At 64.6% G+C, this 13,256-nt stretch carries 14 protein-coding genes; 12 read left to right on the top strand and 2 right to left on the bottom strand.

The annotated features are described in order from the left end of the window. Positions 1 to 59: 59 nt before the first annotated feature. Positions 60 to 1,355, bottom strand: a complete 1,296-nt coding sequence (locus G5V65_RS20750; protein WP_165054293.1) for an AAA family ATPase — start codon at positions 1,353 to 1,355, stop codon at positions 60 to 62. A gap of 455 nt (positions 1,356 to 1,810) precedes the next feature. Between G5V65_RS20750 and trbB the strand changes: the two genes are divergently transcribed. Genes trbB through G5V65_RS20695 form a run of 11 tightly spaced genes read left to right on the top strand, consistent with a single transcriptional unit; the run spans position 1,811 to position 11,359 of the window. Then, positions 1,811 to 2,743, top strand: a complete 933-nt coding sequence (trbB, locus tag G5V65_RS20745; protein WP_449301108.1) for a P-type conjugative transfer ATPase TrbB — start codon at positions 1,811 to 1,813, stop codon at positions 2,741 to 2,743. Next, positions 2,740 to 3,072, top strand: a complete 333-nt coding sequence (locus G5V65_RS20740) for a TrbC/VirB2 family protein (RefSeq protein WP_071166921.1) — start codon at positions 2,740 to 2,742, stop codon at positions 3,070 to 3,072. The genes trbB and G5V65_RS20740 overlap by 4 nt, the downstream gene beginning before the upstream one ends. After that, a complete protein-coding gene (locus G5V65_RS20735) occupies positions 3,072 to 3,353 on the top strand; it encodes a VirB3 family type IV secretion system protein (protein ID WP_058098308.1) in 282 nt (93 codons plus the stop codon). The genes G5V65_RS20740 and G5V65_RS20735 overlap by 1 nt, the downstream gene beginning before the upstream one ends. A gap of 10 nt (positions 3,354 to 3,363) precedes the next feature. Then, on the top strand, positions 3,364 to 5,850 hold the full coding sequence (gene trbE / locus G5V65_RS20730) for a conjugal transfer protein TrbE (RefSeq protein WP_165054287.1): 2,487 nt from the start codon (positions 3,364 to 3,366) through the stop codon (positions 5,848 to 5,850). A gap of 2 nt (positions 5,851 to 5,852) precedes the next feature. After that, positions 5,853 to 6,632, top strand: coding sequence for a P-type conjugative transfer protein TrbJ (gene trbJ, locus G5V65_RS20725; RefSeq protein ID WP_165054284.1), 780 nt, complete (start codon positions 5,853 to 5,855; stop codon positions 6,630 to 6,632). A 21-nt stretch (positions 6,633 to 6,653) separates the two neighbouring features. Next, positions 6,654 to 6,941 (top strand): putative entry exclusion protein TrbK-alt, encoded by a 288-nt coding sequence (gene trbK-alt / locus G5V65_RS20720; RefSeq protein ID WP_165054281.1) that lies wholly within the window; start codon positions 6,654 to 6,656, stop codon positions 6,939 to 6,941. A 3-nt stretch (positions 6,942 to 6,944) separates the two neighbouring features. Then, positions 6,945 to 8,300: a P-type conjugative transfer protein TrbL gene (gene trbL / locus G5V65_RS20715; RefSeq protein ID WP_165054278.1), complete on the top strand. Its 1,356-nt coding sequence runs from the start codon at positions 6,945 to 6,947 to the stop codon at positions 8,298 to 8,300. Further along, on the top strand, positions 8,300 to 8,989 hold the full coding sequence (gene trbF / locus G5V65_RS20710; RefSeq protein WP_119001179.1) for a conjugal transfer protein TrbF: 690 nt from the start codon (positions 8,300 to 8,302) through the stop codon (positions 8,987 to 8,989). Before trbL ends, trbF begins: the two co-directional genes overlap by 1 nt. Before the next feature lie 17 nt (positions 8,990 to 9,006). Further along, entirely contained in the window at positions 9,007 to 9,999 is a 993-nt protein-coding gene (gene trbG / locus G5V65_RS20705; protein ID WP_241250689.1) for a P-type conjugative transfer protein TrbG, read from the top strand. Continuing rightward, positions 9,996 to 11,135, top strand: a complete 1,140-nt coding sequence (locus G5V65_RS20700) for a TrbI/VirB10 family protein (protein WP_165054272.1) — start codon at positions 9,996 to 9,998, stop codon at positions 11,133 to 11,135. The genes trbG and G5V65_RS20700 overlap by 4 nt, the downstream gene beginning before the upstream one ends. 2 nt (positions 11,136 to 11,137) lie before the next feature. Beyond that, complete coding sequence (locus G5V65_RS20695) at positions 11,138 to 11,359, top strand: DUF2274 domain-containing protein (protein ID WP_165054269.1); 222 nt, start codon at positions 11,138 to 11,140, stop codon at positions 11,357 to 11,359. On the opposite strand, the gene G5V65_RS20690 is transcribed toward G5V65_RS20695, so the two are convergent. Next, positions 11,354 to 11,986, bottom strand: coding sequence for a TetR/AcrR family transcriptional regulator (locus tag G5V65_RS20690; RefSeq protein ID WP_165054267.1), 633 nt, complete (start codon positions 11,984 to 11,986; stop codon positions 11,354 to 11,356). The genes G5V65_RS20695 and G5V65_RS20690 overlap by 6 nt on opposite strands. A gap of 238 nt (positions 11,987 to 12,224) precedes the next feature. Here G5V65_RS20690 and G5V65_RS20685 point away from each other — a divergent pair, with 238 nt between their 5' ends. Further along, positions 12,225 to 13,205 (top strand): LysR family transcriptional regulator, encoded by a 981-nt coding sequence (locus tag G5V65_RS20685; RefSeq protein WP_241250688.1) that lies wholly within the window; start codon positions 12,225 to 12,227, stop codon positions 13,203 to 13,205. Positions 13,206 to 13,256 lie beyond the last annotated feature (51 nt).

Raw genomic sequence — 13,256 nt, 5'->3', positions numbered from 1 at the left:
GCCGTCAACGCCATGATTTATATGCGAAATATCACGATTACGACAGCGAAATCAGCGACTTACTTGGAGAATGTGGGATCATATGCTTTCTTGGCGGCCCATGCCGTGACGTCTTCGTCACTCATAAAGTCACGATCGCGGTGGACAAGAACTTTCACACCCATCTTCTTTGAGATGGATTTCGCCTTTGGACCGTCAGGCAAAGAGTCCTTCCCAAATGTAGGCCAAATCAAACATCTGCTCTGGAGGATTGGTCGCGCGCTTAGAATGCTCTCGAAGTATTTTAGATTCCCATCTTCCGTGAACAATATAATCTCTTTGTCGAGAGCGCTCCATCCCATTTTTTCTCGAACCAGATCTCCCTGCGCCTTTACGACACCATCAGCTATCCAGCTAATTTTCGCGTTGTCCGGAAGCGCTCGAACAAGAGCTGGTGCATGGGTAGAAACGATAATCTGGGTGTCGGGAAAATGAGCAGTCGCTTCGCTGAGAGCTCGGATCAAGGCTTGCTGGCGAGTGGGATGCAAATGGGCATCAGGCTCATCAACCAGCATAAGTTTTGGCTTGAAATAGAGCAAGTAGGCAAATATTTGAACTACCTGCAGAAAACCAGTGCCTGCCATCTCTATAGCCTTCCAGGCCACTTGATCGCTCTGGCCAACGACCTTCATGTCCGGTGTCATGAAGCGAACATCGATGTTCCTGTCTCGCAGTCTGTCGAACTTTATCCAGAATCGCACGCCTGGCAGAACATTTCCAACCCACTTAGATAGCTCTTCGAGTTCTATGTAATCTGATCCAGTTCCTTCACTCGACCCGCTGATTTGCAGCAGGACTTGGCGAAGTGCGGAGCCACCTTCTCCTGAAGAGGCTTTTCGGTGCATTACTGGAATTGCTAGGATCGTTTCTTCTTCCGCCAGCCCCGCCAAGCCCGGAATAAATGCAGTTGACGGCGTTTCGTCGTTTGTGAGTGCCTTCTTCAATGGGCCGTCTATTTTAACCTTAACACCAGCATCATTGCGAGCTGCACTTATTTGTATCTCCGTTATCTTGTAGTCATCATCCACAAGCTTTACAGTCGACTTTCTTCCATTCAGGGTGTTTTGTATTTTAAGTTTATGTCCAAGATCGAGAAATTCTTTGCTTGGAACATAGTCCATTTGTTCGAGCGTAACTTTTCCTGCGCTATCTGCGAGAGTAGCGCATCTTATTGACCAGTGCAGCGCCTTCAGTATTGAAGATTTCCCTGACCCATTCTCGCCAACCAAAACCGTTAGCCTTGCAAGCGGAACTTCTATTTCATCATCAATTCTTAAGAAATTTGCAATTTTAACTGACTTGATAAAATTTGCCATCTTTATGCGCGTGCCGCCGTTTGTGAGACCGTTCCAGTCCTCAGAAGGGACTTTTCCAAGGCAACTTGTCAACCGGAGCGTCCGCGACCCGCGCTTCGGCTCGTTAGAAACATGGGAACGTTGCCAAGAAGGCGTAATGCTGACCACTAAGAACCGCTCGGGGTCTACAGCGAACGACTGCTTCCGCCCACATCGTCGACCGTAACGGTCGTGTCGGCGCGGTGATGTGTTCCGTCATGCCTCGTGCCGTTCCTGGTGAAGGTGATCTGCAAACCCGCCGATTTACCGCCGTGTGCCGCCGTGTGCCGCACACCGCCAAATACCTGTTGAGTCGAGCAAAAATCCGGTTCCCTTAATCGATCCCGAACCGGGGTTAAGCTGAGGCGTCCCCGCGCAATGGGGACGACATGACGGCAGATCACCGGAACTCCGAGGCTTGGTCACGTGGTGCGCGCATGCTGCGCACCGCACTTGGCGCGTCGATCGCGCGGCTTCTTGAGGACCCGGGTGTCGTCGAGGTGATGCTGAACCCTGATGGTCGCATCTGGGTCGACCGTCTGTCTCAAGGGCTGGCCGATACGGGGGAGCGGCTGTCTGCCGCCGATGGTGAGCGCATCGTCCGGCTGGTGGCCCACCATGTCGGTGCAGAGGTCCATGCGCGGAGCCCCAGGGTGTCGGCGGAGCTTCCCGAAACCGGGGAGCGGTTCGAAGGTGTTCTGCCACCTGTTGTTGCCGCCCCGGCCTTTGCCATCCGGAAACCCGCGGTCGCAGTCTTCACGCTCGGCGATTACGTGACCGCTGGGATCATGACCGATCACCAGGCCGATATCCTCCGTAGCGCGGTGACCGCGCGGGCCAACATCCTTGTGGCGGGCGGCACATCGACGGGCAAGACCACGCTGACCAACGCTCTCCTGGCCGAGGTTGCGAAGACCTCGGATCGCGTGGTCATCATCGAGGATACCCGCGAGCTGCAATGCGCCGCGCCCAACCTGGTCGCGCTGCGTACCAAGGATGGTGTTGCGACCCTCTCGGATCTGGTCCGGTCCTCGTTGCGCCTGCGCCCGGACCGCATTCCCGTGGGCGAAGTGCGCGGGGCGGAGGCCCTTGATCTTCTGAAAGCCTGGGGCACCGGCCATCCCGGGGGGGTCGGGACGATCCACGCCGGGAGCGCCATCGGCGCGCTGCGCCGCCTTGAGCAACTCATCCAGGAAGCTGTCATCACCGTCCCCCGCGCGCTGATCGCCGAGACGATCGATCTGGTCGCCGTTCTCGCAGGGCGCGGCTCTGCGCGTCGGCTGGTCGAACTGGCCCGCGTCGAAGGGCTCGGCGCTGACGGCGACTACAGCATCACCCCCGCAACCACCCCGAAAGGACACCCCGAATGATTCGCCATGCCCGTGCCCTGCAACGTCGTGCCACGACCCTCGTGACTGCTGCCTATGTCAGCCTGCTGCTGGCCCCTGCGGCCCATGCCTCTGGCTCCTCCATGCCCTGGGAGGCGCCGCTTCAGGCCATCCTCCAGTCGATCGAGGGGCCCGTCGCCAAGATCGTCGCCGTGATCATCATCATCGCCACCGGCCTCACACTGGCCTTCGGCGACACCTCGGGCGGCTTCCGGCGCCTGATCCAGATCGTCTTCGGCCTGTCGATCGCCTTTGCGGCGTCGAGCTTCTTCCTCTCCTTCTTCTCCTTTGGCGGCGGGGCGCTGCTCTGATGGCGGGAAGCTTCGAGAGCCTCGATGCCGTTCCCGGCTTTTCCGTGCCGGTGCACCGGGCGCTGACCGAGCAGATCCTGCTGGGCGGCGCGCCGCGCTCCATCGCGATCCTGAACGGGACGTTGGCCGGGGCTATTGGCCTAGGCCTGCGCCTCTGGCTTGTCGGCATCCTGATCTGGGCCGTGGGGCATCTTCTGGCTGTCTGGGCCGCGAAGCGGGACCCGCTCTTCGTCGAAGTCGGTCGCAGGCATCTGCGTCTTCCTGCCTTCCTCGCGGTGTGAGGGCGCGCCCATGATGAACCTCGCCGAATATCGCAACCGCAACACCCGTCTCGCGGATTACCTGCCTTGGGCGGCGCTGGTCGGGCCCGGGATCGTCCTGAACAAGGACGGCAGCTTTCAGCGGACGGCCAGGTTCCGCGGGCCGGACCTCGACTCCGCGGTCGCGGCCGAGTTGGTCGCGGTGGCAGGGCGCATCAACAACGCCTTTCGGCGGCTGGGGTCCGGCTGGGCGATCTTCGTCGAGGCGCAGCGGTCCGAGGCCGCGACCTATCCCGACAGCCGGTTTCCCGATCCGGCCTCGGCGCTTCTCGATGCCGAACGTAAGGCGGCTTTCGAAGAGGCGGGGACGCATTTCGTGTCAGGCTATTTCCTGACCTTCCTCTGGCTGCCTCCCGCCGAGGACGCCGCCCGCGCCGAGACATGGCTTTACGAGGGTCGCGAAGAATCCGGGGTCAACCCGTGGGAACTGCTGCGGGGCTTCGTCGACCGGACCGATCGCGTGCTGTCCCTTCTGGACGGCTTCATGCCCGAATGCCGCTGGCTCGATGATGCCGAGACGCTGACCTATCTGCATTCGACGGTATCGACCAACCGCCAGCGCCTGCGCGTGCCCGAGGTGCCGATGCATCTCGACGCGCTTCTGGCCGATCAGCCGCTGACCGCGGGCCTCGAGCCCTGCCTCGGCGATCAGCATCTGCGCATCCTGACGCTCACCGGTTTTCCCAGTGCGACCACGCCCGGGCTCCTCGATGAGATGAACCGGCTGGCCTTTCCCTATCGCTGGTCGACCCGCGCGATCCTTCTGGACAAGACGGATGCGGTACGCCTGCTGACCCGGATCAGGCGCCAGTGGTTCGCCAAGCGCAAGTCGGTCGCCGCGATCCTGAAGGAGGTGATGACCAACGAGCAATCCGCGTTGGTCGATACCGACGCGGCGAACAAGGCGTTCGATGCCGACATGGCGCTGCAGGAGCTCGGCGCTGATGTCGCGGGCATGGCCTATGTCACGGCAACGATCACGGTCTGGGACCGCGATCCGCGCGCCGCAGATGAAAAGCTGCGGCTGGTCGAGAAGATCGTGCAAGGGCGGGATTTCACGGCCATGCCCGAGACCGTCAATGCCGTCGATGCCTGGCTCGGCTCCTTGCCAGGGCATGCCTACGCCAATGTCCGCCAGCCCCCGATCTCGACCCTGAACCTCGCCCACATGATCCCGCTGTCGGCGGTCTGGGCGGGGCCGGACCGGAACGACCACCTCGACGCGCCGCCCTTGCTCTTCGGCAAGACTGAAGGGGCGACCCCGTTCCGCCTGTCGCTGCACATCGGCGATGTCGGCCATACCCTGGTGATCGGGCCGACGGGTGCCGGGAAATCCGTGCTTCTGGCGCTGATCGCGCTGCAGTTCCGGCGCTATGCGCAGAGCCAGATCTTCGCCTTCGATTTCGGCGGGTCGATCCGGGTCGCGGCGCTCGCCATAAGCGGCGACTGGCATGATCTGGGCGGCGCGCTGACAGACGGCGGCGAGGAGGCGGTCTACCTTCAGCCGCTCGCGCGGATCGACGATCCCGGCGAGCGCGCCTGGGCTGCGGGGTGGATCGCGGCGATCCTCGCCCGCGAAGGCGTGACGATCACCCCCGAGGTCAAGGAACATCTCTGGACGGCGCTGTCCTCGCTTTCCTCCGCCCCGATCGGCGAGCGCACGATCACGGGCCTTGCCGTCCTTCTGCAGTCGACCGATCTGAAGCAGGCGCTCCGGCCCTATTGCCTCGGCGGGCCTTATGGTCGGCTGCTCGACGCCGAGATCGAGGACCTGGGCGAGGCCTCCGTTCAGGCCTTCGAGATCGAGGGGCTGGTCGGGACCGGCGCGGCCCCGGCGGTGCTGTCCTACCTCTTCCACCGGATCGGGGATCGCCTCGACGGTCGGCCGACGCTGCTGATCATCGATGAAGGATGGTTGGCGCTCGACGATGAGGGCTTTGCTGGCCAGCTGCGCGAATGGCTGAAGACGCTTCGCAAGAAGAATGCCTCCGTCATCTTCGCCACCCAGTCCCTGAGCGACATCGACGGCAGCGCCATCGCGCCCGCGATCATCGAGAGCTGTCCGACCCGGGTTCTCCTGCCGAACGAGCGGGCGATCGAGCCGCAGATCACAGCCATCTATCGTCGCTTCGGCCTGAATGACCGCCAGATCGAGATCCTGGCACGGGCCACGCCCAAGCGCGACTACTACTGCCAGTCCCGGCGCGGCAACCGGCTGTTCGAGCTTGGGCTTTCCGAGGTCGGTCTTGCGCTCTGCGCGGCCTCCTCGAAGTCCGATCAGGCTGCCGTCGACCGGCTTCTGGCCGAACATGGCCGGACAGGCTTTCTCGCCGCCTGGCTGCGCCACCGCGGCGCGGACTGGGCGGCGGACCTGATCCCCGACCTTCCCAACCTCATTCCCGGACCCGAGGCCAAACCGCCGCATGCTCCGGACCAACCCCCAGCAGAGGAGACTTGACCATGACCCGTACCCCCATCGGCCGTTTCGCCGGAGCCTCGATGCTCGCCTTGGCGCTTGCCGCGCCCGTGGCGCTGTCGCCGATCCTTGCGAGCCCGGCCCATGCCTTCTTCGGCTTCGGGCGCATCGTCTATGACCCGAGCAACTACGCCCAGAACGTGCTGACCGCCGCGCGCACGCTCGAGCAGATCAACAACCAGATCCAGCAGCTGCAGAACGAGGCACAGATGCTGATCAACCAGGCCCGCAATCTCGCGAGCCTGCCCTATTCGGCGCTGCAGCAACTGCAGCAGAATGTCGGGCGGACGCAGCAGTTGCTGCAGCAGGCCCAGAGTATCGCCTTCGACGTGGGCCAGATCGACCAGGCGTTTCAGCAGCGCTACGGCAATGTCGCGCTGTCCGCGACCGACGCACAGCTCGTCGCGGATGCAAGGGCCCGCTGGGAAACCACCGTCGGCAGTCTGCAGGACGCTCTGCGCGTGCAGGCAGGCGTCGTCGGCAACATCGACACCAACCGCGCCGAAATGTCCGCGCTGGTCGGCCAGAGCCAGAACGCCACCGGTGCCCTGCAGGCGACGCAGGCGGGCAACCAGCTTCTGGCCCTGCAATCGCAACAGCTGTCGGACATGATCGCGCTTCTGTCGGCCAATGGCCGGGCCGAGGCGCTGATCGAGGCCGAGCGCGCCACCGCCGCCGAGCAGGGGCGGGTCCAGCGCGAGCGCTTCCTCACGCCGGGCGCGGGCTACCAGTCCGGCAATGCCCGGATGTTCAGCACCAACTGACAGGCGGGGAAGGGGGCCTTTATGGACGGCAAGGTGCTGGCCCGGATCGGTGCGGTGGCCTTTGTGGCCATCGCCATCACCGCAACGGTGATCGACATGACGCAGCAGGAAGAACCGCCACCCGTGTCGGCACTTCCTGCCCTTCAGCCCCCGACCGATCCGCTGCGCGCCACGCTGCGCCGGTGTCAGCAACTCGGCGAGGCGGCCAGCAACGAGGTCGAATGCCTGGCGGCCTGGGCGCAGTCGCGGGACCGGTTCCTGGGCCGCCCGACGACGCCCGCCGCACCCCAAGGGAATGAGGGACAGTGAACCATGGGCGGCACCGGCGTCATCGACAACTTCCTCGGCATCTTCACCAGCTACATCGACAGCGGCTTCGGACTCCTCGGGGGCGAGGTGGCCTTCATCGCCACCACGCTCATCGTGATCGACGTGACCCTGGCCGCCCTGTTCTGGACCTGGGGTGCGGATGACGACATCATCGCGCGCCTCGTCAAGAAGACGATCTTCGTCGGCATCTTCGCCTACCTGATCTCCAACTGGAACATGCTCGCGCGGATCGTGTTCGAGAGCTTCTCGGGCCTTGGGCTTCTCGCCTCCGGAACCGGGTTCTCTGCCGCCGATCTCTTGCGCCCGGGCCGCGTCGCCCAGACCGGTCTCGACGCCGGGCGGCCACTGCTTGAAGCCATTTCGGACCTGATGGGCTTTGTCGCCTTCTTCGAGAACTTCATCCAGATCGCCTGCCTGATGTTTGCCTGGGTGCTGGTGCTTCTGGCCTTCTTCATCCTCGCCGTGCAGCTCTTCGTGACGCTGATCGAGTTCAAGCTGACGACCCTTGCGGGTTTCGTGCTGATCCCCTTCGGCCTCTTCGGCAAGACCGCCTTCATGGCCGAGCGGGTGCTGGGCAATGTCGTCTCGTCAGGCATCAAGGTGCTGGTGCTGGCCGTCATCATCGGCATCGGCTCGACGCTCTTCTCCCAGTTCACCTCGGGGTTCGGCGGGGCCACGCCCACGATCGACGACGCCATGGCGATTGTGCTGGCGGCGCTGTCGCTTCTGGGTCTCGGCATCTTCGGCCCCGGCATCGCCTCCGGCCTCGTCTCGGGCGGCCCGCAACTTGGGGCGGGCGCGGCCGTCGGAACCGGCCTTGCCGCAGGCGGCGCGATGATCGCGGCCGGTGCCGCAGCCGGTCTGGTCGCACGAGGCGGCTCCGCGGCGCTTGCCGGGGGTCCCGCAACCGTTCGTGGCGGCGCGGCCGCTGCAGGCGGAGTTTCGACAGCCTACAGCCTTGCTTCCATGGGGCAATCCGGAGCGGGCGGTGTCGCCGCGGGTCTAGGTGGCGTGGCCCGCGCGGCGGGTGCGGCTGCCGCCTCTCCGCTGAAGCGCGCGACCGCCCGGGCCGCTGGCGGTATGGGTTCCAGCTTTGCCGCAGGCGCGCGAGGCGGGTTCGGCGTCACCGGGGGTTCATCCTCGATGGGCACCGTTGCCGGGACACCGGAAGCCGCCGCGCCTCCGACTACCGCGGCCGGTGCTGTTCCCGCCTGGGCGCAGCGGATGCAGCGCAAGCAGGCCCTCAGCCAAGGCACCACGATGGCGGCCCATGCCATCCGTTCCGGCGACGGTCAGGGCGCCGGATCCACCATCAATCTTTCCGAGAGCAATCGCTGATGAACATCTTCAAGAGACCCAGCCCCCATTACGGGAAATCCCCGGAACCCGAGACGCCCTATCAGAAGGCCGCCCAGGTCTGGGACGAGCGGATCGGGTCTGCCCGCGTTCAGGCCCGGAACTGGCGGTACATGGCCTTCGGTTGCCTGATCCTCGCAGGCGGCTTCGCCTCGGCGCTCGTCTGGCAATCAGCGCGCGGCACAGTCGTCCCTTGGGTGGTGCAGGTCGACAATCTGGGGCAGGCCCAGACCGTGGCCCCGGCGGCGGCCGACTACAGACCGACCGATCCCCAGATCGCCTGGCATCTTGGCCGGTTCATCGAACAGGTGCGTGCCATCCCCGCTGATCCGATCATCGTGCGGCAGAACTGGCTGCGGGCCTATGACTGGACGACGGACCGCGGGGCTGCGGCCCTCAACGACTATGCCCGCGCCAATGACCCCTTCAGCCGCGTCGGCCGTCAGCAGGTCTCCGTCGAGGTCTCCAGCGTCATCCGCGCCTCACCGGACAGCTTCCGCGTCGCGTGGATCGAACGGCATTTCGAGAACGGCCAACTGGCCACGACCGAGCGCTGGACGGCGATCCTGACCATCGTGGTCCAGACCCCGCGCACGGCCGAGCGGCTGCGCGTCAATCCGCTGGGCATCTACGTCAACGCCATCAACTGGTCACGGGAGATGAGCCAATGACCGTTCTGACGATCCGCATGTCTTGGCCTGTGGCTTTGCGCGCGCCCGCGATTGCGGCTTTGCTGGCCGCGACCGCCCTTGCAGGCTGCGCATCGCGGCCAAATCCGCAGTTCAGCTATGATGCTGATGTTCCGCCCTTGCCGACGGTTCCTGCCACGGTCACGGATGATCGCCCGCGCCCCTTGCATGTGCCCCCGGCCTGGACCGTCGCGCGGGGCGGACCGGAGGCCGGAACGCCCGCCGGTCGGGTGGAGAACGCCAATGCCGCCGCCCGGGTCGAACCGCGCCGCGAGGGCTACTACAATGCCATCCAGATCTATCCCTGGTCCGAAGGTGCCCTCTATCAGGTCTATGCCGCGCCCGGTCAGATCACCAACATCGCCCTCGAGCCTGGGGAGAGCCTGACCGGCGCCGGACCGATCGCAGCGGGTGATACCGCGCGCTGGATCATCGGCGACACCGAAAGCGGGGGCGGCGCCAACCGCCGCGTCCATATCCTCGTCAAGCCGACCCGCCCGGACATCTCGACGAACCTTGTCATCACCACCGACCGGCGGACCTACATGATCGAGCTTCGGGCACAGGAGGCACTCTATATGCCGGCCGTGGCTTGGGCCTATCCCGCACCCCCACCGGGGCAGCGTCACGCCGTGCCAGCCGCGCCCCAGATTCCGGCCGAGGCGGCGCGCAACTACCGCTACGGGTTGACCGGGGACAGCCCGCCCTGGCGGCCGATCTCGGTCTTCGATGACGGTAGGCGCGTCTATGTCGTCTTCCCGCGGGGCATAGTGCAGGGCGAAATGCCGCCGCTCTTCGTCATCGGGGCGGATGGCGAGACGCAGATCGTCAACAGCCGCATCCACCAGAATGTCCTGATCGTGGATCGACTGTTTGGCGTGGCGGAATTGCGCCTCGGCAGTGGTGAGCGCCAGCAGGTCGTCCGCATCCTGCGAATAGAGCCGCAGCAGGCTGAGGTGCGCCCAGCTGCGACCGGGGAGGCCCCGACATGACCGACAACACCAACGCAAGTGTCGAGCCCATGCGCCTGCGCGCGGAGCCGCCGCGGGTGACACGCCTGTCGCGAAAGGTTCTGGCGGGTGTCGGCGCCGCTGCACTCCTCGGCATCGGGGGGGCGCTGATCTATGCGCTGCAGACACGCGATCCGGGGCCGGGCGGCGAAGAGCTCTATTCCATCGACAACCGCCCCACCGCCGACGGGCTGACCGGCCTGCCGCGCGATTACACCGGCCCGCTCCTCGGGCCGCCGCTTCCCGGCGATCTCGGCGGGCCGATCCTTGATGCCCAGAACCGCGGTCAGCCCATTGTCCCCCCTGCGATGGCGATGCCTGCCGTCGATCCCGACGAAGAGCGCCGCCGCGCCGAGGAGGAGGCCGCGCGCCTGAGCACGGTCTTCTTCCAGTCGGGCCCAAGGCCGGGTGCGGGTCCGGGGACCGCTCCCGGTCTTGCCGACTTCGGACTTGCCGGGCTTCCGGGTCAGGCGCCCGCGCAGGACCGCCAGACTGCGTTCTTGACCGGCCCGGCAGACCGGCAGGTCGTCGCGCTGGACCGCGTCATGGCACCCGCGTCGCCCTACATCCTGCAGGCAGGGTCGGTGATACCCGCCGCCCTGATCACGGGCATCCGGTCCGATCTTCCGGGTCAGATCACCGCCCAAGTCATCGAAAACGTCTATGACAGCCCGACCGGAAGCCTGCTTCTGATCCCGCAGGGCACACGCCTGATCGGTGCATATGATGCGGGCGTGACCTTTGGCCAGCGCCGCGTCCTGCTAGTCTGGAACCGCCTCATCCTGCCCAACGGCCGCTCCATCGTGCTTGAACGGCAGCCCGGTGCGGATGCTTCAGGCTTCGCGGGTCTGGAGGACGGCGTTGACTATCACTGGGCGGAACTCTTGCAGGCAGCCGGCCTTTCCACGCTGCTCGCCGTCGGGGCGGAGCTTGCCGCCGATGAAGAGGATCGCCTGATCCAGGCCCTGCGCGACGGAGCGCAGGACACGATCAATCAGGCGGGGCAGGCGATCGTCCAGCGCCAGTTGCAGGTCGCGCCGACGCTGACCATCCGGCCGGGATATCCGGTCCGGGTGATCGTCACCCGCGACCTCGTCCTCGAGCCTTACAGGAACTGAACATGACCAAGCTGAAACTCGGCCCAATCGTCGACGACAGGCCCGTGAAGGTGACCGTTGAACTGCCCGGGCCCCTCCACCGAGATCTTCTCGCCTATGCCGAGGTTCTGGCCCGGGAAACCGGCCAGCCGGTCTCGGATCCGGTCAAGCTGATCGTGCCGATGCTCGAGCGCTTCATTGCCACGGACCGGGGCTTCGTCCGGTCCCGCAAACCCCGGTCATGATCCAGCCAATGGATTGCGTCGCCCGGTCACCGCGATCATCTCCATCAGCGTGTCGATGACGTCCCGCGTCGCGTCCCATTTGGCGGTCGGGTCCATCGCCTGGTTTTCGAGGTTCAGGCTCACCGCGCCGTGCACCGTAGACCAGAACATCAACCCCTGACGCCGCAGATCCGCGCCCGGCAGATAGCCGCGGTCCTGCGACTCCTTCAGACCGTTCAGCAACAGCGCGAGAACCCGGCGGCCGTTCTCGCTTGACCAGGGATCGTCCCCGACCCCGAGCTTCGGGGGCGGGGAGAACATGAGCCGGTAAAGGGTCGGATTGTCGAGGGCGAAGCGCGCATAGGCGTAACTGCCCTCGCGCAGATAGCCGAAGGGATCTGACCGCATGCGCTCGGAAACCGCAGCCTTCACTTCGTAGAGGCGGTTGAAGCCTTCATCCCGCATGGCGATGAGCAGCGCGCACTTGTTGCGGAAATGACCGTAGAGCGCAGGCGCCGTGCATCCGACGGCCTGCGCGACCTCTGTCAGCGGGACATCGAAATCGCCCCGTTGCGCGACCAACTTGATCGTCTCCTCGACCGCGCGACGGCCGATGTCGAGTTCCTGCGCCTTCCGGGGGCGGGCCATCGAAGTCCCCGCAACTTTGCGTGATTACTGAATGGCGTTTATTTTTTTCGTTGACGCTCCGGATGTCAAGCGGCAGCATCCATAAATAAATGACGTTAACTTTTAAGGGGTGCCGCGAGTTATGGGGACAAACCGGATCGGCCAGCGCGAAGTCGGTTGCCTGTTGAACGCGCGGGATCATGGGATCACCCTTATGGCCCGTCGTCTGGTCGCCGGTCGCGGCTCTGGATGAACCGACATGGCTGGGGACCGGGACAGTCAAGGCCGTTCTGGTGACACCGCCCCGGCGCGGCTTGCTTCAATGACCGGGGGAAGGGCACCCGTCAGGCTCCGGCAACTCAGATACTTCCTTGCCGCCGCCGATTACGGCAGCTTCCGCAAGGCGGCCGCAGCCCTGTCCATCCAGGAGTCCTCGATCAGCCGGCGTATCCGGGATCTCGAGGATGACCTTGGTGCCTCTCTGTTCCAACGATCGCACGGCGGCGTCCGCCTGACTGTTGCAGGGCAGGAGTTCATGCCGAGCGCCCGTCATGCCTTGCGTCAGATCGACATCGGTGTGACGCGCGTTGCCGCGGTCGGTCGGGCGGAGGAAGGGGTCCTCAAGCTCGGCATTTTCTCCTCGCTTGCCTCCGGTTTCCTGTTTGACCTGCTGGGTGCCTTTGGAAAACAGCACCCCAAGGTCCGGGTCCATCTGGTCGACGGCGACCCGGCCGAACATGTCGCGGCCGTGCGCAACCTCGAACTGGACGCCGCCTTCGTCACCGGGGCAGGTCACCGGGACGGCTGTGAAACAGAACAGCTCTGGTTCGAACATGTCTTTGTGGTTCTGCCCGAAAGTCACCCCCTCGCAGCCAAGGCGGCCCTTGCGTGGTCGGACATCGCCCGCGAGCGCTTCATCGTCAGCGACGCGCCACCTGGTCCTGAAATTCACGACTACCTGGTCGCGCATCTTTCCGACCTCGGGCGCCATCCAGACATCCAGTTCCAGAAGGTCGGCCGTGACAACCTCCTGTCATTGGTCGCCCTTGGGCGGGGTCTGACCCTGACGAGTGAGGCCACGATCGGCGCGCAGTTCCGGGGCATTGTATACCGTCAGCTCGCTGGAGAGGTCCTGCCGTTCAGCGTGGTTTGGTCGGCACGCAACGACAATCCTGCGAGCAGGCGGCTGTTGAGCATGGCGCGGGCGGTATCGACCCACATTCTCCAAGTAAGTCGCTGATTTCGCTGTCGTAATCGTGATATTTCGCATATAAATCATGGCGTTGACGGC

This window comes from Paragemmobacter kunshanensis, from assembly GCF_011059185.1.
In the GTDB taxonomy this organism is placed as follows: domain Bacteria; phylum Pseudomonadota; class Alphaproteobacteria; order Rhodobacterales; family Rhodobacteraceae; genus Paragemmobacter; species Paragemmobacter kunshanensis.
Note: the sequence above shows the minus strand (reverse complement) of the source record. Positions and strands in the feature narration are given on the sequence as shown.